Here is a 24,370-nt window from a genome sequence, read left to right on the forward strand (position 1 = left end):
GATTGGATCAATCGCCCTCGCCGGGCTCGGCGGAGAAGTACTTCTCGTACTTGTCTTCCTCGTCCTTATGCTCATCGGCGTCGGCGGGCGGTTCCTTGCTCTGCGTGATGTTCGGCCATTCGGCGGAGAACTTCGTATTGAGCTCGAGCCACTTTTCGAGATTGTCCTCGGTATCGGGCAGGATCGCCTCGGCCGGGCATTCCGGTTCGCACACGCCGCAGTCGATGCATTCGCTGGGATTGATGACGAGCATGTTCTCGCCCTCGTAGAAACAGTCGACCGGGCACACTTCGACGCAGTCGGTATATTTGCATTTGATGCAGGCGTCGGTGACGACATAGGTCATTGGGTCGGTGATCCTTCGCGAAGTGTTTACCTGGTTCGCTGCTGCTAGGGCCGATCATCCGTTCGGGTCAAGCTCCCGATAGCAGGCTTGCGCTTCGCGCGGCGGGCCGCGGCGCTCGGGAAGGACCAATACTTCGACGAGCCGCACTTGATTGCCGAGCGGGATCGTAAGGACGTCGCCGACCCGGACATCGAGTGAGCCGCGTAGCACTCGCTCGCCATTACGGCGGATATAGCCTTGGTCGACCAGCTTCTGTGCCGCGCTGCGCGTTCTAGCAAAGCGCAGGGTGCAGATCAGCCGGTCGATCCTCATGCGGCGCTCATGCCGTCATGTCAGCTGAGGAGGTCGGCGAGGCCGGCAAAAGCACTGCCCTCGCGCGGTCTGGCAGGGGCTGCGCGCTGCTGCTTGCGGCGCGAGGGGCGCCACTCCCAGCGGTCGGGGCTCGGCGGGCCAAACTGCCCTTCGGCGAGCGGCTTAGCGCGTTGAACGCGGAAGCCTGCGACACCCAACAAGCGAATGGCGTTGTTCTCTTCCAGCCCGATCGAAATCGGCAGCGCCAGATCGAGGACGAATTTACGCCTGCGATCCTTGGCTTGTGCCTTGGCGCGGGTTTCGTGCGCCGCGCGCAGGATCTTCTCCGCCAGATCGATGCGGATCGCCTGGTCGCCGGCGGGACGATAGCCGGACGGCAGCTTCTTGCCGCCCGGGATGACCGGCAACATCGCCTCCTGCAGCGGACGACGATCCACGCCGAGCGCATGCAGCAGCTGGCGCGACGCCGGCTTGAGCAGCAGCGGCGAAAAGATGTCCAGCGCGCCGAAGGTCACGCCGATCTTGCGCAGGAAAGGCCGCATTTCCTTCGGCAGATGTTCGATCCCGGCCTTCTCGCGACTGGTGTAGCCATGTCCGGCAATGAGATTGAGGAGCAGGGCACGCGCCTGCGATCCCGCCTCCGGATTGGCGGACGCGTGGTGCATCTTCTCGAGCGGAGCGAGGGGTTCGAGCTTCGCGGCCAGCCATGACTCGAGCGCTGCGAGCAATTTGGTGCGCGGTCCTTCCGGCAGGGCCTTCACCTCCGGCACAGGTTGCAGCAACGGCGTCACGGTACCGTCGCGCTGTTCGAGCTTGGCCAGCGGCTGGCCGTTCCAGCGCAGTTCGCCGCGCGCGATTTCGAGATCTTCGAGCGCCGACGCCGCCAGAGCCTCTGCCTTGTCGCCCAGCAGGCGGGGGAGCGCTTTCTCTGCGGCGGCGAGCAACATGCGGCGGTCTTCGTGCCGGGCCGAGGGGTCGACGGTGAAGCGCAGCCCCTCGATTGTGCCCATCGGCTCGCCTTCCACGCTTACCGCGCCGTCTTCGGCCAGTTCGATCGGTAACAGGTCGGGATTCTCGCCCAGCGATTTCATGAGTATTGCCGTCCTCCGATTGACGAATCTTTCCGTAAGCCGCGCGTGCAACGCGTCCGACAGCTTGGCCTCGACTGCCCGCGCGCGCGACGCCATTTCGTCACGCGCCAGAACCCAGTCGGGCCGCTGGCAGATATAGGCCCAGCTGCGAATCGCGGCGATGCGCCCCTGCAGCGTATCGATGTCGCCGGACATATTGTCGAGTTCGCTGATCCGCGCGGCGACATAGTCCGCCCCGAGATAGCCACCGCGCAAATCCTGCCACAGCCGCGCGACGAAGCGCGCGTGGACATCCGGCCCGCGTTGGCGGAAGTCGGGCAGCGAACAGGCCTCCCAGAAGCGGCGGATGTTCCCCGGCCCGCGAATGGTCTGGCCGAGCGGCTCTTCGGCCAGGCGTTTGAGCGTCGCGAGATCGATCGCTTCTGGTGCCAGGCGCAGGACGGGATCGTTCGGCGAGGCTTCGAGATCCGCGATCAGCGTTCCGAGCGAATCGAAACGCGGCTCCGGCTCCCGCCAGAACAGATGTGTCAGCGGGACGAAGCGATGCTCCTCGATCGCATAGACTTCTTCCTCGGTGAACTCGGGCGTTGCGCTGCCACGGTTCTGCCCGCCGAGCGTGCCGAAAGTCCCGTCGCGCTGGTGGCGTCCTGCGCGCCCCGCAATCTGGGCCATCTCCGCCGGCAGCAGCCGCCGCATTCGCTGCCCGTCGAACTTGGAGAGGCCCGCGAAGGCGACATGCGATACATCGAGGTTGAGCCCCATGCCGATCGCATCGGTGGCGACGATGTAATCGACCTCGCCGTTCTGGAACAGTTCGACCTGCTTGTTGCGCGTCTCCGGGCTGAGTGCGCCCATGACCACAGCCGCACCGCCGCGAAAACGCCGCAGCATTTCCGCCACTGTGTAGACCTGCTCCGCACTAAAGGCGACGATGGCGCTGCGCGGCGGCAGGCGGGAGAGCTTGCGCGGGCCGACATGGGTCAATGTGGAGAAGCGCGGCCGATCGGAGACCTCCGCGTCGGGCACGAGTTCGCGCACCAGCGGCTCCACCGTCGCGCTGCCCAGCAGCATCGTTTCTTCGCGACCGCGTGTATTCAGCAGCCGGTCGGTGAAGATATGCCCGCGCTCGCGATCGGCGGCGAGTTGCACTTCGTCCAGCCCGACAAAGGCCGCGCCTGCCCCGTCGCGCGGCATCGCCTCGACCGTGCAGCACATGTATCGCGCATTGGGCGGTTCGATCCGTTCCTCGCCGGTGATCAGCGCGACATTCGCATCGCCCTTGATCGCCCGCACCCGGTCGTAAACCTCGCGCGCCAGCAGCCGCAGCGGGAAGCCCATGCATCCGCTGGAATGGCCGCACATGCGCTCGATGGCGAGATGCGTCTTGCCGGTATTGGTGGGCCCGAGGACCGCTTTGATCGCGCTATCCTGCACGCGGTCGTCAGTGGCAGGCTCGCGCCCAGCCCGCAACCGTCGGGCGATCGAGATGTCGACTCGTCGCATACCGGACTCGGGTCGGCGCAGTTTAAGTGTGCGTTTACTTTGTTTTGGCAGGGAAAGCGGGCAAAGGTCCCGCAAGGGTCGGGTCGATCGCTCACGCACGGGTCGACCATGGACGGAGGGTCACGCGTGTATAGGTCCCATGGGGACAGCGAGCAAAGCGATCTGCACACCGCATCGGCAACCGCCGGTGCGGGTGCCGCTGTGCTCGCGCATGATCAGATAATTTCCGACCAGCGCGGGCCAAGATTTTCGCTCGCCACTCTGCGCGATCAGCTCTCGGCACGCATCGCTTCGGTGGACTTCGCCCCGGACCTCGGCAGCGAAATCGGCAGCCGCCGCTGGTTTCGCGGACTGGGCACTTTCGTTGGTCTCTCTGCTGCGGCTTTGGCTTTCTGGCCGAGCTTCGCGCCGCTGGAAGCCGCGCCGCCAGCGCATGTCGACGATGCCGTGCGCTCCGAATACCGCAGCCAGATGATCCTCCCGCTTGCGCTCGGGGCCGACAGCGGCCGCCGCATGGGGGCGACCTCGCTGGTCGAACCATTGGCGGAAGCGCCCGAGCGCCCGCGGATCGAACTGGTCGCGACGCTCTCGCGCGGCGACGATTTCGAGCGTATGTTGCGCCGGGCAGGTCTGGGGCGCGAGGATACTCAGCGCGTTGCCGATATGGTCGGCAGGGCCATGCCGTTGGGCGAGATCGAGCCCGGTACGCGAATCGACATTGTGCTCGGCCGCAGAAACGGCACCGGTGAGCCGCGCCCACTGGAAGAGCTCGCCTTCCGGGCCCGCTTCGATCTGGAGCTGTCCGTCGGGCGGCTGGACGAAGGCGGACCGCTCACTCTCGTTCGCAAGCCGATCCGCGTCGACGACACGCCGCTACGCATTCGTGGCGTCGTCGGCGACAGCCTTTATCGCTCCGCCCGCGCTGCCGGAGCGCCTGCCAGTGCTGTGCAGGCCTACCTCAAGACGCTCGGCCAGCACGTCAATCTCGACCGTGAGATCCGTTCCACCGACACGTTCGACTTCATCATCGCCCATCGCCGTGCGGTCACGGGCGAGCGCCAGGCCGGGCAGTTGCTGTATGCCGGCGTCGAGCGCGGCGACGAACCGCGTATCCAGCTGATGCGCTGGGGCACGGATGGCGAGTTTTACGAAGCCTCCGGCATCGGCGAACAGCGGGGCGGGCTGATGGCTCCCGTACCGGGCCGGATGAGTTCGCGCTACGGCATGCGCCGCCACCCGATCCTCGGCTACAAGCGGATGCACGCCGGTCTGGACTACAAGGCACGCCACGGCACGCCGATCGTCGCCGTCACCGATGGCCGTGTGCTCTCGGCCGGACGCGCGGGCGGGTGCGGCAATGCGGTGAAGCTGCGCCACGATGGCGGGATCGACACGCGCTATTGTCACATGAGCCGCATGGCAGTGGACCGCGGCCAGCGCGTGCGGCGCGGGCAGGTGATCGGCTATGTCGGCTCCACCGGCCTCTCGACGGGGCCCCACTTGCATTACGAGATGTATCGCGGCGGGCGCTCCATCGACCCGGCTTCGGTCAAATACGTCACGCGCGCCCAGTTGAGCGGTGCGGAACTCGCTCGCTTCAAAGGTGCGCTGGAGAAGCTGCGCCAGGTCGAAGCCGGTGCTGCGCTGGCCGAACTCGCACCGACTGCGAGCGAAACGGCGGCGGAAACCCCGCAACGCGAGATCGACAAGGTGGAGCGTAAAGAAACGCTGCGCTGACCGGCTTGCGATTGCGCCGCGCGATGGCTTGCGGCATTTGCACTCCATGACCAACGTTACATATCCGAACACCCGCCTACGCCGCACGCGTGCCCACGCCTGGAGCCGGCGGATGCACCGCGAGACGGTGATGACCTCGGCGGACCTCATCTGGCCGCTCTTCGTGACAGACGGCTCCGGGGTCGAGGAGCCGATTGCGAGCCTGCCCGGCGTATCACGCTGGTCGGTTGACGGGATTGCACAGCGTGCGAAGGAGGCGGTCGAGCTAGGCATTCCGTGCATCGCGCTGTTCCCGAATACGCAGCCCGACAAGCGCAGCGACGACGGTGCCGAAGCCTGCAACCCCGACAATCTGATGTGCCGCGCGATCAAGGCGGTGCGCGATGCCTGTGGCAGCGACATCGGCATCCTCACCGACGTCGCGCTCGACCCCTACACCAGCCACGGGCAGGACGGGCTGCTCGACGAGAGTGGCTATGTCGTGAACGACGATACGGTGGCGGTGCTGGTGGAACAGGCGGTCAACCAGGCCGAAGCGGGCGCGGACATCATCGCCCCGTCGGACATGATGGACGGCCGCGTGCGGGCGATCCGCATGGCGCTGGAAATGGGTGGGCACCACAATATCCAGATCATGGCCTATGCGGCCAAATACGCCTCGGCCTTCTACGGCCCGTTCCGTGACGCCGTGGGGTCTGGCGGGCTGCTGAAAGGCGACAAGAAAAGCTACCAGATGGATCCCGCAAACGGCGACGAGGCGATGCGCGAGATTGCCATGGACATCGCCGAGGGTGCGGACAGTGTGATGGTGAAGCCGGGCCTGTCCTATCTTGACGTGATCTGGCGCGCGAAGGAGCAGTTCCACGTGCCCGTCTTCGCCTATCAGGTGAGCGGCGAATATGCGCTGATCGAGGCGGGGGCGGCGGCTGGCGTGGCGGACCGCGAGGCGCTGCTGATGGAGAAGCTGCTCGCCTTCAAGCGCGCCGGCTGCTCGGGCGTGCTGACCTATCACGCGCCGTTCGCCGCGCGTATCCTCAATGGCTGACGCATTCCGGCACGAGACCCAGCGGCTGGTCCTGCGTGACTGGCGCGACGAGGACTGGCCACGGTTCTGGGATCTTTGCAACACACCAGCGGTGATGCGCTGGCTTGGCGGTGTGGCGGATGAGGCAACGCGGGCGGGAGCGCAGGAGCGGCTCGAGGGCTATCGCCGCGATCACGGGCACACGTTCTGGGTCTGCGAACGCAAGGCCGATGGCGGCCACCTGTCCGGCGAGATGCTCGGTTTTTGCGGACTGAAGCGCTCCAATGTCGAGAACGAGCCCGTCTTCGGCATGATGGAGGTCGGCTGGCGCTTGCGTGAAGACGCCTGGGGCCACGGTTACGCCAAGGAGGCTGCCATCGCCTCGCTCGATCTCGGCTTCGGGCGCTTCGGAGGGGAAGAGATCGTCGCCCTGACCGTAGCCGGCAATGCGGCAAGCTGGGGTCTGATGCTGCGTCTCGGCATGACGCGCCGGGAAGATCTGGACTTCACCGATCCGCGATGGGGGCCGGAGCTCAACCCGACCATCGTCTATGCGATCGACCGCGACGCGTGGCTGGCGCGCAATGGCTGATATCGTCGCCGAAACCGAGCGCCTCATCCTGCGCACAGTGGAGGAGGGTGACGAAGCCGACCACGCCCGCCTGCTCAACTCCCCGACGATCATGAAATTCATCGGCGGCGTGATGGAGCCCGCCGAGATCGAGCAGCGGCACGCCAAGGCCATGGCGATGTATGCGCGTGAAGGTTTCAGCTTTCTGTTCGTGATCGAGAAGGCCAGCGGCGAAATGGTCGGCTATTGCGGGATCAAGCGCGTCGACGACCCCGCCGCGCCGAATGCCGGCGACCACGAGATCGGCTGGAAAATCCGCGAGGACCGCTGGAGTAGGGGCTACGCGAGGGAGGCCATGCGCGCGGTGATCGACTGGGCTTTCACCCGTGTCGGGGCGCCGCATGTCGTCGCCATCACCGCTCCGGACAATACGGCAAGCTGGAAGCTGATGGAAAAACTCGGCATGGTGCGGCGTGACGATCTGGACTTCGAAGCCGAGCACGGCCCGCTGATCCAGTATTCGCTGACCGCAGACCAATGGGAGAGCGCGGCTTGAGTATCCATCGCCCCGGAGTGACCATCATCCCGATCCACGGCCACACGCCGAAAATTCACGACAGCGCTTTCATCGCGCCCGGCTGCACGATCATCGGCAATGTCGAGATCGGGGCCGACAGCTCGGTCTGGTACAATTGCGTGCTGCGCGCCGATGTCAGCCGGATCGTGATCGGCGAACGCTCGAACATCCAGGACGGCAGCGTTTGCCACTGCGACCCTGAGCGCCCAGGAGACCCCGACGGTTCGCCACTGATCATCGGCGACGACGTGCTGGTCGGACACATGGCGATGGTCCACGGCTGCACCATCGAGGACCGCGGCTTCGTCGGCCTCGGCGCGATTGCGATGAACAAGGCGGTGATCGGCTCGGACGCGATGCTGGCTGCGGGGGCAATGCTCACCGAGGGCAAGGTGATGGGCGCGCGCGAACTCTGGGGTGGCCGACCGGCGCGCAAGATGCGCGACCTCGACGATGCCGCCATCGCCGGGATGCGCATGGGGGTGGCGCATTATGCGGAGAACGCCAAGGCGCATGGCAAAGCGATCGGGGAAGCGGACCTGACGTAAGTCGCGCGGCGCGACTTTCTTGTTTGCGTGCGGAAAGCGCATCTGCGCTTTCCTTGGCTGTTCCATCCCACGCCCCCTCCCGACCACCCACGGCAAGGTATTCTATGGGTGGCCGGGAGGGGGCGTGGGACGGAACAGCGAGGTCGGGACGGATGTCCCGACCGCACCCGAAAAATACCAACCTAATCCCGCACCAACGCCCTTAGCGCTTGCACTCGATCCGCCTCATGCGGCGGCTTGTCCCAGCGAATGCGGTGAATGCGCGGGAATCGCATGGCGAGGCCGCTCTTGTGGCGTTTGCTTTCGTGCACACTGTCGAAGGCGACTTCGAAGACGAGGCTCTTATCGGTCTCGCGCACCGGGCCGAAGCGGTTGACCGTGTTGCGGCGCACATGGCGGTCGAGCTTTTTCAATTCCTCGTCCGTGAAGCCCGAATAGGCCTTGCCGACCGGCAGCAGGTCCGCGCCCGCATCGGGATCGCCGTCCCAGCAGCCGAAGGTGTAGTCCGAATAGAAGCTAGAGCGTTTGCCGCTGCCGCGCTGGGCATACATCAGCACGCAATCGACCAGGAGGGGGTCGCGCTTCCATTTGTACCAGTAACCGACACGTCGTCCGGCGATATAGGGGCTATCCTTGCGCTTCAGCATCAGCCCTTCGATGGCATCGTCGCGGCTGCCCTCGCGGATGGCGGCAAGGTGCTCGAAGTCCTTCGCCTCGACGATGCGGCTGATGTCGAAATGGCTGTCGGGCAGGCGCTCCATCAGCGCTTCGAGCCGGGCGCGGCGCTGCGTCCAGGATGAAGGGCGCAAGTCTTCGCCCTCGACCAGCAGCGCATCGTAAAGTCGCACGAAAGCCGGAGCTTCCTTCAGCATCTTCTTGCTGACGGTCTTGCGCCCGAGCCGCTGCTGCAAGGCATTGAAACTGGCCGCTCCGTCTTCCTCGCCTCCTTGCACCGTGCCGCGCACCAAAAGCTCGCCGTCGAGCACGGCTGGGAAAGGCAACACGTCGAGCAGTTCGGGGAAGGTCGCCGAAATATCGTCGCCGGATCGTGAATACACGCGGGTCTCATCGCAGGCGCGGACCAGCTGCACGCGAATGCCGTCCCATTTCCATTCGGCTGCGTAATCGCCGAGATCGACCACCGTCTCTTCCAGCGGATGGGCGAGCATGAAGGGCCGGAAGGTTGGCAAATGGTCGATGTCCGGCGGGTCTTCGCCTTCGGCCGCCCAGGCGAACAGCTCGGGATAGGGCGGGGTGAGGCCGTGCCAATACTCCTCGACCTCGTCGACCGACACCTCGAAGGCCTGAGCGAAGGCCGTCTTCGCAAGGCGGCTGGAGACGCCGATGCGCATGCCCCCGGTCGCTAGCTTCAGCAGCGCGTAGCGACCCGAGGGATCGAGCCGGTCGAGCAGTTTCGGCAGTTCGGTCACCACGCTCTTCCGATTCATCGCTTCGAGCAGCTCGACCGTTTCGCTGACCGAGGGCGGCGAGGGCGGCTGATCCGGCGCCAGTTGCTTTTGGGGCCAAAGCAGGCTGGCCGTCTCCGCCGTATCGCCCACGAAATCGCGGCTGAGCGACCATAGCACCGGATCGATTCGGTCCTTCATCAGATTGCGGATGGTCGAACTTTTTACCGCCGGGAAATCGAGCCCGTCGGACAATGCGGCCAGCGCCCAGCCGCGGTCGGGATCGGGCGTCGCGCGGAGATATTCGGCGATCAAGCGCAGCTTCTCGTTGCGGCTGCGCGTGTAGACCAGCGCGTCGATGAGGGCGGCGAACTCTTCCACGTCTCAGTCGTCCTCGTCGTCATAGCCGACCAGCGCGAGCGCCCGGGCCCGGCGTTGGTGGAGCTGGCACCAGCGCAGCAGTGCGTCCTCGCGCCCATGCGTAATCCAGTTCTCCTGCGCGTCGACCTCCTTGATCGTGCGCGTCAGCTCGCCCCAGTCGGCGTGGTCGGAAATGACCAGCGGCAATTCGACATTACGCTGGCGGGCGCGCTGGCGCACGCGCATCCAGCCACTGGCCATGGCGGTGATCGGATCGGGCAGGCGGCGGCTCCAGCGATCGTTCAGCGCGGAGGGCGGGCAGACGACGATTGCGCCGCGCATGTCGTCCTTCGAATAATCGGCCACCAGTCGAAGTTCTCCCAAGTCGACGCCATGCTCCTCGTACAGGCGGCACATCTTCTCCATCGCACCGTGGAGATATATCGGATCCCGGTGACCTGCACGGCGCAGCTCGGCGATCACGCGCTGTGCCTTGCCCAACGCATAGGCTCCGACGAGCACGCAGCGATCCGGATGGGCGGCGAGGCGGTCGAGTAGCTTGGCCATCTCGTCCTCGATCGGCGGATGGGTAAACAGCGGCAGGCCGAAGGTGGCTTCGGTGATGAAGATGTCGCAGGGCGTGACTTCGAACGGCGGGCAGGTGGGGTCTTCGCGCCGCTTGTAATCGCCGGTCACGATCACGCGTTCGCCCGCGTGTTCCAGCAGGATCTGCGCGCTGCCGAGTACATGGCCTGCCGGGATATAGGTCGCATCGACACCGCCCGTCAGCCGGATCGTCTCGCCATATTCGACGGGCACGGCCTTGTGCGGGATTTCGCCTGCATCGTCCTCGGCCCCGGTGCGATAGCGCAGCTCCATGATTGCGAGCGTTTCGGGCGTAGCGACGGTCTCGCCATGCCCGCCGCGCGCATGGTCGGCATGGCCGTGCGTGACCAGTGCCTTGCCGACGGCCCTCGACGGATCGACCCAGCAATCGGCTGGCGGGATATAGATGCCGTGCGGTTCCGGCTTGATCCAGGAGAAGGGCGCGCTCACCCCGACTCAAGCGGGCAGCGCGCCAACCGTTCCCGCTGCGGCGTTACGCAGGCGCCTTGAAGCGATCCATCAGCTGCTTGAAACCCGGCTTCTGACCGGTCGCAAGCAGGCTGGCGCGGAACAGGCGGCCGAGGAAAACCACTTCCAGCGCGACGAAGCCTGCCAACAGGATGCCCGAACCGATCATCTCCCACCACTCGATCCCCATGCCGAGGCGCGCAAGCACTGCGAAGGGCGTCCATAGCGGGACCCAGGTGAGGATTTGCACGAGCAGCCCGTCCTTGCCCGCCACGAGCGAGGACAGCAGGAAGGTGATCGGCAGCAGGATGCCGATCAGCACCGGCATCAAATACCCCTGCGCTTCGCTCATCGAGTCGGCCATCGCGCCGATCGCCACGAAGATGATCGATACGGCGATGTAGCCCATGACGAAGAAATAGATCATCGCGACGATGGCGGTGGGCGAGGACACCGGCTCCAGCGCCGGGCGGATCATGTCGGCGATCTCGCCCTGCGTGAAGAAAGCGACGACGATTGCGCAGCCGACCCAGACGCCGATCATCGAGAAGCCAACGGCGAGTGCGCCGAGCAGCTTGCCCTGCATCAGTTCCTCTGGCCGAATGCAGGCGAGCAGCGATTCGAGCAGCTTGTTCGAGCGCTCCTCTACCGAGCCCTGCAACATCCAGCTGCCCGACAGCATCAGGCTGAGCATCAGGATATAGGACAGCGCGAGCGGCACGATCGAGCGGATCAGCAGCGCCTCTCGCGCCCCGCCTCCGGGTGGCGGCGTCGTGACCGCAATGGCGGGCGCTGCGCCCTGGATGGCGGCGGCTTGCGATGCGGGAATGCCCTGGTCGGCCAGCAGGCGTTGCCGCAAATCCGCAGTCAGCACCTCCTGCACCTGGGAGACGAAGTTCGAGCGTGGCTGGTCATTGGACCAGAGCCGGATTGTCGGATCGGCGGGGTAGCCTTCTCCGACCAGCAATACGTAATCGGCTGCTTCGCCGTCGGGCGCATCTTCGCCGCCATCGAGCAGCGCATCGACGCGGCTCTGCAACTCGTCGCCCTGGGCCGACGCCAGTGCGGTCGGCGCAGGTGTAAAGCTATATTCGGGCTCGGGAATATCGAACTCGGGCGTGTCGTCGGGCCGCACTTTGTCGATTTGCGCCAGAGCCGCGTCCACGCCGCCGGACTGGCGGAAGGTCAGCACATCGGCATCGGTGTACCAGCGGTCGTGCTGGGCCCAGGGAGCGTCGGGATCTGCATTTTCGAGGCCGTGACGCCGCACGTACCGCGAGAGCGAGCGCAGGACGGAGCGGTCTTCCTCGAACCCGAAGCGCTGTTCCAGCGCGGTCGCGGCCGATCCTCCTGCGCGGTCGAGGACGACGACGCGCGTCGCCTCCTCCTCGTCCAGCGAACTTCCCAAAAGCGGACCGATAGCCAGCGCGACCGGGACGAGCAGAAGCGTCAGCCAGAAGCTTTTCATCGCGGCGATCTGGCGGAACTCGCGTGCCGCTACGAGCAGAACATTGCGGTTCATCGCTGGACCTCCCCTTCGCCGACCATGCTCACGAATACTTCATGCAGCGACGCGCGCTGCTCCTCGAACCGGCGGAGCGCGATGCCCTTGGCCGTGCAGGCTTCCAGCACGGCTTCGGAGCTCGTCCCGGGGGTGAGCCGCAGATCGTAGCGATGGAAGCCGTCGCCCGCATCCTCGACAGGCTCCGCGCTTGCCACTCCATCTACCGAAGCAATCGCAGGGTGTGCCACGGCGGTGATCCGCGCCGGCAGCGTATCACGCGCCTCTTCCAGCGTGCCTTCGAACCGCTTCGCGCCCTTTTTCAAAAGCAACAGCCGGTCGCACAATCGCTCGGCATGCTGCATCACGTGGGTGGAGAAAATGACCGCTGCCCCGCGCTTCGATGCGCGCAGAATCTCGTCCTCGAGCAAGCCCTGGTTGACCGGGTCGAGGCCCGAGAACGGCTCGTCCAGCATCAGCAGTTCGGGGCGGTTGACCAGCGAACAGGCGAGCTGGACCTTTTGGGCCATGCCCTTCGACATGTCGCCGATCTGGCTTTTCGCGCGGTCGGCAAGGTCGAAGCGTTCGAGCAATTCCATCCCGTGCGAATGGGCGTCCGCCGGGTCCATATGCTTGAGCCGACCGAAATAGACGATCGTCTCGATCGCTTTCATGTGGGAATAGAGCCCGCGTTCCTCGGGCAAAAAGCCGATCGCATCGGACTTGCGCTTGTCCGGCGCTGCGCCGAGCACCTCGATCCGGCCCGCGGTCGGCCGGATGATGTCGAGCACCATGCGCAGCGTGGTCGTCTTGCCCGCTCCGTTCCCGCCGAGAAATCCGAAAATTTCGCCCGGCTGTACCGCGAAGGACAGATCGTCCACCGCCAGAACATCGCCGAAGCGCTTGGTAAGGTTCTCGACCCTTAGAACCGACACTGTGCAATCCCCCTATATCGCTTTTGAGCGGTATGGGAGCGACGCCAAAGCCTCAAGCATTTATCGGGCAGACGACAAAAAGGGGCCGACAAACGCCGACCCCTCGATGGTTCGAAAAGCGCGAGGGCTTATTTGCTCTCGTCGGTGCTCTCGCTGGTGCCCGCTTCGGGCTTCTTGTCCGCAGGCTTTTTCTTCGACGCCGCCTTCTTCCTCGGCTTGGCCTTCGCCTTGGGCGGGGCGGGGGTGAGCTCGAAGGATGGCTTGCCATCCTTCATCGTCACCGACACCTCGCCGCCATCGGCGAGTTTGCCGAACAGCAATTCCTCGGCCAGCGGCTGTTTGATCTTCTCCTGGATCAGGCGGCCCATCGGGCGCGCACCATAGAGGCGGTCGTAACCCTTGTCCGCCAGCCAGGCGCGGGCTTCCTTGTCGAACTGGATGTCGACATTCTGCTCGGCCAGCTGCAGTTCGAGCTGGAGGATGAACTTGTCGACCACGCGGGCGACGGTGTCCTTGCCGAGATAGCCGAACGGCACGATCGCATCGAGACGGTTGCGGAATTCCGGCGTGAACATGCGCTTCACCGCCTCCTCGCTCGCATCTTCCTTCGATACATCGCCGAAGCCGATACCTTGACGGGCCATGTCGGCAGCCCCGGCATTGGTCGTCATGATGAGCACGACATTGCGGAAATCGACCGTCTTGCCGTGGTGGTCGGTCAGGCGGCCATTATCCATTACCTGCAACAGAATATTGAACAGGTCCGGATGCGCCTTCTCGATCTCGTCGAGCAGCAGCACGCAATGCGGGTTCTGGTCGATCGCATCGGTCAGCAGACCGCCCTGATCGTAACCGACATATCCTGGAGGCGCGCCGATCAGGCGGCTGACGCTGTGACGTTCCATATATTCGGACATGTCGAAGCGCTTGAGCTCGATGCCCATAATGCTGGCGAGCTGCCGCGCGACTTCGGTCTTGCCGACGCCGGTCGGGCCGCTGAACAGGAAAGAGCCGATCGGCTTGTCCGGATCGCGCAGGCCCGCGCGGCTGAGCTTCATTGCGGTCGACAGCCGGTTCACGGCCGAGTCCTGACCGAAGACGACATGCTTGAGATCGCGTTCTAGATTCTCGAGCGCCTTTTTGTCGTCCTTGCTGACCGATTTGGGCGGGATGCGCGCCATCGTTGCGATCACCGCCTCGATCTCGCGCGCAGTGATCTTCTTCTTGCGACGGCTCGGCGGCACCAGCATCTGCATCGCGCCGACCTCGTCGATCACGTCGATCGCCTTGTCGGGCAGCTTGCGGTCGTTGATGTAGCGCGCCGACAGTTCGACCGCCGTCTTCAGCGCGTCCTGCGTGTAGGTCACCTTGTGATGATCCTGGAACGCGCTCTTGAGGCCCTTGAGGATCTTGATCGTGTCCTCGATCGTCGGCTCGTTCACGTCGATCTTCTGGAACCGGCGCAGCAGCGCGCGATCCTTTTCGAAGTGGTTGCGGAACTCCTTGTAGGTGGTCGAACCGATGCAGCGGATTGCGCCGCTGGAAAGGGCCGGCTTCAGCAGGTTGGACGCATCCATCGCGCCGCCGCTGGTTGCGCCCGCACCGATCACCGTGTGAATCTCGTCGATGAACAGGATCGCCTCGGGCATGCCTTCGAGTTCGTTGACCACCTGCTTCAGGCGCTCCTCGAAGTCGCCGCGATAGCGGGTGCCGGCCAGCAGCGCGCCCATGTCGAGCGAATAGATCACTGCATCCTGCAGCACTTCGGGCACATCCCCCTCGACGATCTTGCGTGCCAGGCCCTCCGCGATAGCGGTCTTCCCGACGCCCGGATCGCCGACATAGAGCGGGTTGTTCTTGCTCCGGCGGCACAGGATCTGGACCGTGCGATCGACTTCGGGGCCGCGGCCGATCAGCGGGTCGATCCGCCCGTCCTCGGCCTTCTTGTTGAGATCGACCGTGAACTGGTCGAGCGCGGTTTCCTTCTTGCCCTTGCCTTCAGCCTTTTCACCATCCTGCGCTTCGCCTTCCGCCGCGCCTTCGGCAGGACGGCTCTCGATCTGCTTGCCGCCTTTGCCGATGCCGTGGCTGATGAAGCTGACCGCATCGAGGCGGCTCATGTCCTGCTGCTGCAGGAAATAAACCGCGTAGGAATCGCGTTCGGAGAACAGCGCAACCAGCACGTTCGCACCGGTCACCGTGTCCTTGCCGGAAGACTGGACGTGCAGGATCGCGCGCTGGATCACGCGCTGGAATCCGGCGGTCGGCTGCGGGTCGGCGCTCTCGTCCGATTGCAGCGCCTGGTATTCCTGCTCGAGATATTGCTTCACCACTGCGCCGAGTTCGCCGAGGTCCACGCCGCAGGCATTCATGACCTGCGCCGCATCGTCGTCTTCGATCAGGGCAAGCAGCAAGTGTTCGAGCGTGGCGTATTCGTGCCGCCGCTCGCCCGCGTCGCTGAGCGCTGCGTGGAGGGTTTTCTCGAGGTTTGCTGCAAAGCTTGGCATTCAGAGGTCTCTTTCGTGGGACTCGCGATGGGCGAGATGGAAGCAGCCTAGGCCGGGAAACTTGCCCAAAGCTGTATGTGCCGCAGATATGGGAACGGGGTCCGGATTTTTTAGCCCCTGCTGCCCCGCCCCGACCACCGCGCTATTCCTTCCGCCCGAACAGGGCCTCCGCAGCATCGCGGTGTGCGGCAGCTTTCGATCGGTGACTTTCCACGCGGGCAATCTCGGCCTGGAGCATGGCAATCCGCTCGGCGAGTTCGTCCTGCGAATAGGGGCCGAGGTCTTCCGCGGCGAGCTTGCTCGCGGCGTCGCCTTTAGGGCGGGGACGATCCTCGTCTTCCATTGCCTGCCAGTGTTCCCCTCTCTCCGGTTGCTGTCAACGGGGCGCTTGGGTAATGCCCCCTCAAATGCGATGAGGCGTTGCAGCGCCGCATCGCGACCGGACCAGGGGCGGGCACACAGGGGAATTGCGTGACTGACGATCTACCCGAGACGATGACGGCGATGGGTTTCGACGATCCGGGCGGCCCCGATGTCCTGCGGCCGGAGACACTGCCGGTGCCGCAACCGGGCAAGAACCGGGTGCTGATCAAGGTCAGCCATGCAGGCGTCAACCGGCCCGATGTCATCCAGCGGCAGGGCTTCTATCCGCCGCCGCCCGGCGCCTCGCCGATCCCGGGGCTGGAGGTTTCGGGCACGGTCGTCGCCCTCGGTGACGGCGCGCCGCCCGAAATGCTCAATCGCAAGGTCTGCGCGCTGGTCTCCGGCGGCGGCTATGCCGAATATTGCCTCGCCCATTCCGCGCATTGCCTCGCCGTGCCGGCCGGCATGGAGATGGACGTCGCGGCGGCGATTCCCGAAACGCTGTTCACCGTCTGGCACAATGTGTTCGAGCGCGGATTCGCGCGCGATGGCGAAACCCTGCTGGTGCACGGCGGCACGTCGGGCATCGGCACCATGGCGATCATGCTCGCCAAGGCGTTCGAGATGACGGTCATCACTACGGCGGGAAGCGAAGAGAAATGCCAGGCGGCACGCGACCTCGGCGCGGATCTGGCGATTAACTACAAGGACGAGGATTTCGTCGAAAAGGCGAAGGCGTTCACCGATGGCAAGGGTGTGGATGTCGTGCTCGACATGGTGTCGGGCGATTACGTCGCGCGCAATATCGAATGCCTCGCCGAGGATGGCCGCCACGTGACGATCGCGGTGCTCGGCGGGCTCAAGGCAGAGATCAATATGGCGACAGTGATGCGCAAGCGGCTGATGCTGACCGGCTCCACGCTGCGGCCCCGCTCGGACGAGTTCAAGGCGCTGCTCGCGGATGAAATCTACAATCACGCCTGGCCGCTGTTCGAAGACGGCACGATCCGCCCGGTGATGGACCAGACCTTCCCGCTCGCCGAAGCGGGCGCGGCGCATGCGCGCATGGAAGGCGGCGACCACATCGGCAAGATCGTGCTCGCGGTCGGGGGGGACTGACTCCGAACCGTCGCAAAGTCTCGGATCGGTAACCGCGCTGTGCGACGCGCGTAACATTCCTGCGGCAGTGCTTTCCCCATCATGCAGCGGGGAGTCCGACCATGACCGAACTGCCAAGCGGGTTCGAAGCCTTTCACAACGTCGCGAATTTTCCCTCGATCAAACCGGCCGTGCCGGAAGTCACCAAGGGCGAGCGGCGGCGGTTCCGCACCATCTGGATCAGCGATGTCCACCTCGGCACCAAGGGTTGCAATCACGAGCTGCTGATCGACTTCCTCGACCATACCGACAGCGACACCATGTATCTCGTCGGCGACATCATCGACGGCTGGCGGCTGAAGAAGAAGTTCTACTGGCCGGCCGAGCACAACGACATCGTCTGGCGCATCCTCAAGCGCGCGAAGCGCGGCACACGGATCGTCTACATCCCGGGCAATCACGACGAGATGGTGCGCCCCTTCTGCGGCATGAATTTCGGCGGGGTCGAAATCCGTCGCGCAGCCTTCCACGATACCGCCGATGGGCGGCGCCTGATGGTCCTGCATGGCGACGAGTTCGATGCGGTCATGCTGGCCCACCGCTGGCTCGCCTTTGTCGGCGACGCGGCCTATCACGTGATGATGAAGCTGAACGGCTGGGTGGCGAATGCCCGCAAGCGGCTCGGCCTGCCCTACTGGTCGATTTCCAAGGCAGCCAAGCACAAGGTCAAGAATGCGGTCGAGTTCATCGGCAAGTACGAGGAAGTCGTGGCTCGTGCTGTCGGGGAGCGGGGCGTGGACGGCGTGGTCTGCGGACACATTCATACGGCGGAATCGCGAGTTTTCCTGCACGACGGCAGTCCCGTCGAGTATTGGAACGACGGCGACTGGGTCGAAGGTTGCAATGCGCTGGTCGAACATCACAACGGGCGCATGGAAATTCTCGACTGGGCCGGCGAAGTCGCGCGGCGCGACATTGCCGAACGCACTGCCGAAACGCATCCCGAGCCGGAGGCGGCGTGACGGCATTGCCGCTCGAGGCGCTCGGCGAGCGGGTGCGATTGGCGCCTGCGCCAGGGTTGGCGCGCCGAATCGCCATCGTCACCGATGCCTGGCTGCCGCAGATGAACGGCGTAGTCCGCACCTTGACCACAACCTGCGACCTTCTGCGCGAGCAGGGTCACGCGGTGCTGGTGATCTCGCCCGACCTGTTCGCAAGCCTTCCCTGCCCTACCTATCCGGAAATCCGCCTGGCTCTTGCTCTACCGGGGAAGGTCGCGAGTTTGCTGCAAGAGTTTTCGCCGGAAGCGATCCACATCGCCACCGAGGGCCCGCTCGGCATGACGGCACGGCGCTATTGCGCCCGCGCCGGAGTGGAGTTCACCACAGCCTATCACACGCAGTTTCCGGATTACGTCGCGCGGCGCACGCATCTGCCTGCGAAATGGTTCTGGCGCTACATTACCTGGTTCCACCGTCCGGCGAGCCGGGTCTTCGTCGCTACCGAGAGTATCCGCGGAGAGTTGCGCGAGCACGAATTGAACCAGCTTCATCACTGGAGCCGCGGGGTCGATCTCGGATGTTTCACACCGGACGCGCTGCCTCCGCCCGAATTCGCCGACCTGCCGAGACCGATCCAGCTTTACGTCGGTCGGGTCGCAGTCGAAAAGAACATCGAGGCGTTCCTGTCGGGCAGCTACCCCGGAAGCAAAGTCATCGTCGGCGATGGGCCACAAATCGACGAGCTTCGTGCAAAGTTTCCCAATACTGTGTTCCTCGGCCGAAGATCGGGCCGAGAGCTTGCCGGATGCTACGCCGGAGCGGACGTTTTCGTTTTCCCAAGCCGTACCGACACATTCGGCCTCGTCATGATCGAGGCGCTAGCTTGCGGGACACCCGTCGCAGCCTATCCCGTGGCCGGGCCGCGCGACCTCGTGACCGACGATGTCGGCGCGCTGTCTGACGAGCTGGACCGAGCTATGGCCGCAGCATTATTTTGCGACCGTAAGGCTTGCGCTGCCTATGGCGCGACCTTCAGCTGGGAGGCCGCCACCGCGCAGTTCCTCTCCGGCCTCGCCCCCGCCGCGGAAGGCGCATTGCCCTCGGCCTAGGGATTCGCTTGCCGAATCCGGTTCGCTCGCCTACATCGAAAGCATACCGGCCGTCCCGCGAGGGGCGGCCTCTCTATTTTCAGACCCCGCGAAAAGGGCATAGATATGGTCGACCAACCCAAACCGCTGATGCCGCATGCGACTGCCACTTGGCTGGTCGACAACACCGGCTTGTCCTTCGAACAGATCGCCGAATTCTGCGGCCTCCATATTCTCGAAGTGCAGGCCATGGCGGACGATCTGGCGGGCAGCAAATATACCGGCCGCGATCCGGTCCATGCCGGCGAGCTGACGCAGGACGAGATCGCCAAGGGCGAGAAGGACAGCGAATATTCGCTCGTCATGCAGCGCGCGCCGGTCGCGGTCAGCCGCACCAAGGGGCCGCGTTACACGCCTGTTTCGAAGCGCCAAGACAAACCCGACGGCATCGCCTGGATCCTGCGCAACCACCCGGAAATCTCCGACGCGCAAATCGGCAAGCTGATCGGCACGACGCGCAACACCATCGGCGCGATCCGCGATCGCAGCCATTGGAACATCCAGAACATCCAGCCCAAGGATCCGGTGACGCTGGGCCTGTGCTCGCAGCGCGAATTAGACGCCGTCGTCGCCAAGGCCGCCAAGAAGGTCGCCAAGGAAGAAGGCGAGGAAGCGGCAGTCGAAGCACCCGTCAGCGGCACCAGCGATCGCGAGCGCCTGATCGAGGAACTGCGCGCCGAACGCGACGCGAATGAAAAGGCCGCGGCCGAAGCCGCGCAGGAAGCCGAAGCCGAAGAATGGCTGCGGGCCAAGCGCGCTGCGGAAGAGGCCGGAGAAGCAGCTGCCGCACCCGAGGCATGACGCCTGACAATAGCGCGGGTAGCGCCAAACCTAAATCAGGGCAGGGGAGGCAGACCGCTTCTTCTGCCCTTTTTACTTGCCTTTAGGGCGGGATGCCGCATGTAACTGACATGGATGTAAGCAAGCTCCCGAATTTCCATCCCCTGCCTTGGGATACCGAATTCGAGCCCATGGCTCTTCCCGACATGTTCGCGCGCACGGTCGAGCGACGAGGCGATGCGCCGCTGCTGCATTTCCTAGGCCGCAGCTATAGCTATAACGAGCTTTTCATCGAGGCGCACGCCTTCGCCCGCGCTCTGCAGGCCCGCGGTATCGCGCCGGGCGACCGCGTCGGCCTCTTTCTGCCCAATGTGCCGAGCTACGTTTCCGCTTACTATGGCGCGATGATGGCCGGGGCAGTGGTGGTGAATTTCTCGCCGCTCTACTCCGTCGACGAGCTGGCACAGCAGGTGGCGGATTCGGGCTCGCGGCTGCTCGTGACGGTCGATGTCCCCGAACTCTATGCGACAGCCGAGAAAGTGCTGCGTGGCTCGGCGCTCGAAACGCTGGTCGTGAGCAGGCTTTCGGCGATGCTGCCGAAGCTCAAGGGCATTGCGCTGCGAATTTTCGGCCGCAGCAAGATTGCTTCGGTTACATTCGGCGAAGACGTCCTCGACTGGACGGCGTTGATCGACGGGGCGCCGCAGCAAGCGGACTTGCCCCATGTGGAGCCGCAGTCGATCGCGCTGCTACAATATACGGGCGGAACCACCGGCGTACCCAAGGGCGCGATGCTCTCGCACGCCAATCTCAGCGTGAATGCCCAGCAAACGGCCGGCCTCAACCCGTTCGGCGATCCCGAGGGTGAGGTGTTCATGGGCGCGCTGCCGTTCTTCCACGTTTTCGCCAACACCACGCTCTTGAACCATGCCGTCGTCACCGGCGCCGCCATCGCCATGGTGCCTCGCTTCGAAACCAAGCAAGTGCTGCAGACGATCGAGCGCTACGGCGCGACCGGCTTTCCCGGCGTCCCGACGATGTTCCAGGCGCTGCTCGACCATCCGGATCTGGCGAAAACCGATCTCTCCACGCTCAAGGTCTGCATCTCCGGCGGTGCGCCGCTGCCGGGCCCGCTGCGCGAAAAATTCGAGGCTGCGACGGGTGTGCGGCTGGTCGAGGGCTATGGCCTCACCGAAAGCTCGGGCGTGGTCTCGGCCAACCCTTATGAAGGCCAACGCAAGCTCGGCACGATCGGGCAGGTCGTCATGGGCACCGAGGTGCTGCTGCTCGACAAGGAGGATCCCACGGTGCTGGCACCGGAGGGCGAACCGGGCGAACTGGCGCTCTTTGGCCCACAGATCATGCAGGGTTACTGGAAACGGCCCGAGGCTGCGAAGGATGTCTTCGTCGAACATCACGGCAAGCAATGGCTGCGGACCGGCGATGTCGCGACGCTCGACAGCGATGGCTTCCTCGAGATCGTCGACCGGATCAAGGACATGATCTCGGTGGGCGGCTTCAAGGTCTTCCCCAGTCAGGTCGAGGATGTGCTGCTGGAAAACGACGCCGTGAAGGAAGCGCTCATGATCGGTGTGCCCGACGATTATCTCGGCGAACGCCCGCGCGCCTATGTGACGCTGAACGCGGATGCGGACGCGAATGGCGACCAATTGGCCGAATGGATGAACGCCCGCGTCGGCAAGCACGAACGCGTCGAGAGCGTGGTTGTGCGTGAGGAATTGCCCAAGACGATGATCGGCAAGCTCGACCGCAAGGCCCTGCGCGCGGAAGTCTTCGGCTGAGGTGGCCGTAAGTACGCGCGTCCGAGTCTTTGCCTGAAGCCTCACAAGAAGAAGGCCGCCGGCGTCGTAGCGCGGGCGGCCCTCGTCCCCTCAAAACGGGAAAATCAGTTGGCGACCGAAAGCTCCGGCTTGCTGCCCTGCGGCGTGGCGGCGGGCTGCGAAGGCTTCTGTGCGTCCCGATGGGCGAAGCGGCCTTCAACCTGCGCACCCTGCTCGATCGTGAGCGCGTCGTAGAACACGTCACCGTCGATCTTGGCGGTCTTGAGGATCACCAGTTCACGCGCCGTGATCGATCCGGTCACCGTGCCGGCGAGCCGGGCGGTTTCCGCCGTGATCGCGCCGGTGACCTTGCTGGTCTCGCCCTGGACCAGGCTGTCGCAGGCGATGTCGCCGTCTACCGAGCCGTCGATATGCAAATCGGCCGAGGCCTTGATGTCGCCCTTGATCGACAGGTCCGATCCCAGGACCGAGAAGGTCGAGTTGTTCTTGCTGGCCATGCTGCGTCCCCCGCTAGTCGGCGCGGGCGAGCTGGGGAGCTCGTCGGATTTCTTCGAGAACATGGGGGGCGGTCTCCAGGAAGGTGCGCGGGTTCACCGCGCGATTGTTGATGCGGACCTCGAAATGGAGGTGCGGACCGGTCGAGCGACCGGTGCTGCCGATGGCGCCAATGGTCTGGCCGGGCTCGACGCGCTCGCCCACTTTCGCACGGAAGGCGGACATGTGGGCGTAGCGGGTCATCAGGCCGTTGCCGTGGGTGATCTCAACGGTCTTGCCGTAACCCGACTTCCAGCCGACGTAGCTCACGCGACCGGCGGCGGCGGCATAGATCGGCTCGCCAAGAGGGCCGCGGAAATCGAGGCCACTGTGCATCGCGGCTGCGCCGGTGAACGGGTCGCGGCGGTAGCCATAGCTCGAAGTGACCATATCGACCGAGGCCGGAGCGACCTGCGGCACGCCGGCGAGGCCGTTCTCGAGCGCCGACATGCGGGCGATCGACAGACCCAGGCGCTCGAAGCGCGGGTCGATTGTGCCGTCGGCGGAGGTGGCGAGCTTCTCCAACGGACCACCCATCGCGCTGCGATCGGCACTGCGGATCATGCTGTCGGGATTGAGGCCGAGCTGCTTGAGGGCCGATGCCGCCTTCTTCGCGCGCCAGTCGGCATAGCGGGTCAGACCTTCGACGAAGGCGAGCTGGCGGGCTTCGATGCGGGCGAGTTCTGCGGCTTCGGGGATCGATGCGCTGACCTTGTCGACCGTGGCTGCCGCTTCGGTCGTGGAATCGGACACGTTCTCGACAGACTTCACGTCTTCGGGCAGCGAGGCGACCATGTCCTCGATGAATTCCTGCCGCTTGACGAGATCACTGGTGACCGCGTCGAGATTGCCGCGATAGGCGTTGACGCGTTCGGTCGCCGTGGCAACCTTGGCTTCGCGGTCGAGCAACGAGAGGCGATCGGCCGTCGCGCGATACTGCGTCCAGCCGGCAACCGCCATCGACACGGCCCAGATCGTGAAGACCACGACGGCGATGGCCGCAGCGGTCATCTGCACCCGCGATGAAATGGTGATGAAGCGAACCTGGCCTTCCGATCGCATGAAAAATTCGCGATCCGGGAACCAGCTACGCAAGCGGCTCCCCCAGCCGGTGGAGGCTTTTGTGTTGTTCAAAACGACCCGTCCCTTATGGTCTTACGTCCCTGGGTGAGATCGTTACCAGCGGTTCCCGACCAAATCTAATCGAGTTCCCGATTAATCTACGAGTCGAAGCCTTGGTGCGATGAGTCGTTTCGTCGCCGCGGAATTTTGCTGCGCGATTTGGGAACGAAAGATTAAGTGCTTGTTTACCAGTGGCTTGCAGCGCACCGGTCAGGCTTTGTGCAAAGCTTTGTATAAAAACGACAATTATCGGCGGGAGCTTCTCTTTGGGTGGGAATCGGCGAATCGGATTGCTCGGTGGTAGCTTCAATCCGGCGCACGGCGGCCATCGTAGGATTTCGCTGTTCGCCCGCGACGCGCTGAAGCTCGACGAGGTCTGGTGGCTGGTTTCGCCCGGAAATCCGCTCAAACCGCGCAAGGGTATGGCGCCCCTTCCGGCACGGGTTGGCTCCGCCATCGCCCAGGCACGCCGCGCGCCGATCCGGGTGACGGCGATCGAGCGGCAGCTGGGCACGCGCTATACTGTCGATACGCTGGCAGCGCTCACTCGCCGCTACCCGAAGAAGCAATTCGTCTGGCTCATGGGCTCCGACAATCTCGCCCAGTTCCACCGCTGGCGCGACTGGCGCAGGATAGCGCGCACTATGCCGATTGCAGTCATTGCGCGTCCCGGTTATACTGATGCCGTCGTCGCAAGCCCCGCGATGGCCTGGCTGAGGCGCTTCCGCGTGCCGCTGTCCAGTCTTACCAATGGGGGCGCTTGGAGTGCACCGGCACTGGTGACTTTGCGTTTCGATCCCGATCCCAGATCGGCCACGGCCATCCGCCGCGGCGATCCCGATTGGGCCGCTCGCTTTACCGGGCCACCCGTGCGGGACCAGCTGACACACCGGATCATATTGGCGCAGGAGGAAACCCCTGCGCCATGATGCGCGTTGTTTCTTCCATGTCCTTCTACGCCCCTCGATCCAGGAGTACTGCATTCGCCTATGACTCAGGCGCACACCGACCCGGCACAGACCGGGCAGGC

Annotated in this window: 22 protein-coding genes; 11 read left to right on the top strand and 11 right to left on the bottom strand. The window is 64.6% G+C overall.

What is annotated here, in order from left to right; genetic code table 11:
* Positions 1-7: 7 nt before the first annotated feature.
* Genes fdxA through ACSH0F_RS03585 form a run of 3 tightly spaced genes read right to left on the bottom strand, consistent with a single transcriptional unit; the run spans position 8 to position 3,252 of the window.
* Entirely contained in the window at positions 8-346 is a 339-nt protein-coding gene (gene fdxA, locus ACSH0F_RS03575) for a ferredoxin FdxA (RefSeq protein ID WP_278329439.1), read from the bottom strand.
* Positions 347-400: 54 nt separating this feature from the next.
* A complete protein-coding gene (locus tag ACSH0F_RS03580; RefSeq protein ID WP_435199964.1) occupies positions 401-658 on the bottom strand; it encodes an RNA-binding S4 domain-containing protein in 258 nt (85 codons plus the stop codon).
* Between the two features lie 20 nt (positions 659-678).
* Complete coding sequence (locus ACSH0F_RS03585; RefSeq protein WP_435199966.1) at positions 679-3,252, bottom strand: helicase-related protein; 2,574 nt, start codon at positions 3,250-3,252, stop codon at positions 679-681.
* 108 nt (positions 3,253-3,360) lie between these two features.
* On the opposite strand from ACSH0F_RS03585, the gene ACSH0F_RS03590 reads away from it, so the two are divergent.
* Genes ACSH0F_RS03590 through ACSH0F_RS03610 form a run of 5 tightly spaced genes read left to right on the top strand, consistent with a single transcriptional unit; the run spans position 3,361 to position 7,709 of the window.
* Positions 3,361-4,989 carry a M23 family metallopeptidase gene (locus tag ACSH0F_RS03590; RefSeq protein ID WP_435199968.1) on the top strand — a complete coding sequence of 543 codons (1,629 nt, stop codon included), beginning with the start codon at positions 3,361-3,363 and terminating at the stop codon, positions 4,987-4,989.
* A 46-nt stretch (positions 4,990-5,035) separates the two neighbouring features.
* Positions 5,036-6,034, top strand: a complete 999-nt coding sequence (gene hemB / locus ACSH0F_RS03595; RefSeq protein ID WP_435199970.1) for a porphobilinogen synthase — start codon at positions 5,036-5,038, stop codon at positions 6,032-6,034.
* Complete coding sequence (locus ACSH0F_RS03600) at positions 6,027-6,605, top strand: GNAT family N-acetyltransferase (RefSeq protein ID WP_435199972.1); 579 nt, start codon at positions 6,027-6,029, stop codon at positions 6,603-6,605. Before hemB ends, ACSH0F_RS03600 begins: the two co-directional genes overlap by 8 nt.
* Positions 6,598-7,140, top strand: coding sequence for a GNAT family N-acetyltransferase (locus tag ACSH0F_RS03605; RefSeq protein ID WP_435199974.1), 543 nt, complete (start codon positions 6,598-6,600; stop codon positions 7,138-7,140). The genes ACSH0F_RS03600 and ACSH0F_RS03605 overlap by 8 nt, the downstream gene beginning before the upstream one ends.
* Positions 7,141-7,142: 2 nt before the next feature.
* Positions 7,143-7,709, top strand: coding sequence for a gamma carbonic anhydrase family protein (locus ACSH0F_RS03610; protein WP_435200551.1), 567 nt, complete (start codon positions 7,143-7,145; stop codon positions 7,707-7,709).
* A gap of 182 nt (positions 7,710-7,891) precedes the next feature.
* Here the strand turns inward: ACSH0F_RS03610 and ACSH0F_RS03615 are convergent, their stop codons facing one another.
* The 6 genes from ACSH0F_RS03615 to ACSH0F_RS03640 form a co-directional block, all read right to left on the bottom strand.
* Positions 7,892-9,496, bottom strand: coding sequence for a cisplatin damage response ATP-dependent DNA ligase (locus tag ACSH0F_RS03615; RefSeq protein ID WP_435199976.1), 1,605 nt, complete (start codon positions 9,494-9,496; stop codon positions 7,892-7,894).
* Between the two features lie 3 nt (positions 9,497-9,499).
* Positions 9,500-10,531 (bottom strand): ligase-associated DNA damage response exonuclease, encoded by a 1,032-nt coding sequence (locus tag ACSH0F_RS03620; protein ID WP_435199978.1) that lies wholly within the window; start codon positions 10,529-10,531, stop codon positions 9,500-9,502.
* Between the two features lie 43 nt (positions 10,532-10,574).
* Entirely contained in the window at positions 10,575-12,071 is a 1,497-nt protein-coding gene (locus tag ACSH0F_RS03625) for an ABC transporter permease (RefSeq protein ID WP_435199980.1), read from the bottom strand.
* Complete coding sequence (locus tag ACSH0F_RS03630) at positions 12,068-12,985, bottom strand: ABC transporter ATP-binding protein (protein ID WP_435199982.1); 918 nt, start codon at positions 12,983-12,985, stop codon at positions 12,068-12,070. The genes ACSH0F_RS03625 and ACSH0F_RS03630 overlap by 4 nt, the downstream gene beginning before the upstream one ends.
* A 128-nt stretch (positions 12,986-13,113) precedes the next feature.
* Positions 13,114-15,492, bottom strand: coding sequence for an ATP-dependent Clp protease ATP-binding subunit ClpA (gene clpA / locus ACSH0F_RS03635; protein WP_435199984.1), 2,379 nt, complete (start codon positions 15,490-15,492; stop codon positions 13,114-13,116).
* Between the two features lie 142 nt (positions 15,493-15,634).
* Positions 15,635-15,835, bottom strand: coding sequence for a DUF1192 domain-containing protein (locus tag ACSH0F_RS03640; RefSeq protein WP_305931210.1), 201 nt, complete (start codon positions 15,833-15,835; stop codon positions 15,635-15,637).
* 161 nt (positions 15,836-15,996) lie between these two features.
* On the opposite strand from ACSH0F_RS03640, the gene ACSH0F_RS03645 reads away from it, so the two are divergent.
* The 5 genes from ACSH0F_RS03645 (at position 15,997) to ACSH0F_RS03665 (ending at position 21,684) form a co-directional block, all read left to right on the top strand.
* Complete coding sequence (locus tag ACSH0F_RS03645) at positions 15,997-16,974, top strand: NAD(P)H-quinone oxidoreductase (RefSeq protein ID WP_435200553.1); 978 nt, start codon at positions 15,997-15,999, stop codon at positions 16,972-16,974.
* A gap of 101 nt (positions 16,975-17,075) precedes the next feature.
* Positions 17,076-17,975 (top strand): UDP-2,3-diacylglucosamine diphosphatase, encoded by a 900-nt coding sequence (locus tag ACSH0F_RS03650; protein ID WP_435199986.1) that lies wholly within the window; start codon positions 17,076-17,078, stop codon positions 17,973-17,975.
* A 101-nt stretch (positions 17,976-18,076) separates the two neighbouring features.
* On the top strand, positions 18,077-19,063 hold the full coding sequence (locus ACSH0F_RS03655) for a glycosyltransferase family 4 protein (RefSeq protein WP_435200555.1): 987 nt from the start codon (positions 18,077-18,079) through the stop codon (positions 19,061-19,063).
* A gap of 105 nt (positions 19,064-19,168) precedes the next feature.
* The gene (locus ACSH0F_RS03660) at positions 19,169-19,903 is read left to right on the top strand and encodes a DUF1013 domain-containing protein (RefSeq protein WP_435199988.1); all 735 of its coding nucleotides are present in this window, start codon (positions 19,169-19,171) and stop codon (positions 19,901-19,903) included.
* 110 nt (positions 19,904-20,013) lie between these two features.
* Complete coding sequence (locus ACSH0F_RS03665; protein ID WP_435199990.1) at positions 20,014-21,684, top strand: long-chain-fatty-acid--CoA ligase; 1,671 nt, start codon at positions 20,014-20,016, stop codon at positions 21,682-21,684.
* 104 nt (positions 21,685-21,788) lie between these two features.
* Here the strand turns inward: ACSH0F_RS03665 and ACSH0F_RS03670 are convergent, their stop codons facing one another.
* Both ACSH0F_RS03670 and ACSH0F_RS03675 read right to left on the bottom strand, forming a co-directional pair.
* Entirely contained in the window at positions 21,789-22,181 is a 393-nt protein-coding gene (locus ACSH0F_RS03670) for a bactofilin family protein (RefSeq protein WP_435199992.1), read from the bottom strand.
* Positions 22,182-22,194: 13 nt separating this feature from the next.
* The gene (locus tag ACSH0F_RS03675) at positions 22,195-23,352 is read right to left on the bottom strand and encodes a peptidoglycan DD-metalloendopeptidase family protein (RefSeq protein ID WP_435199994.1); all 1,158 of its coding nucleotides are present in this window, start codon (positions 23,350-23,352) and stop codon (positions 22,195-22,197) included.
* 254 nt (positions 23,353-23,606) lie between these two features.
* Here ACSH0F_RS03675 and ACSH0F_RS03680 point away from each other — a divergent pair, with 254 nt between their 5' ends.
* Positions 23,607-24,269 carry a nicotinate-nucleotide adenylyltransferase gene (locus ACSH0F_RS03680; protein ID WP_435199996.1) on the top strand — a complete coding sequence of 221 codons (663 nt, stop codon included), beginning with the start codon at positions 23,607-23,609 and terminating at the stop codon, positions 24,267-24,269.
* Positions 24,270-24,370: the final 101 nt, after the last annotated feature.

Source organism: Qipengyuania sp. 902 (assembly GCF_051195295.1).
GTDB lineage: Bacteria > Pseudomonadota > Alphaproteobacteria > Sphingomonadales > Sphingomonadaceae > Qipengyuania.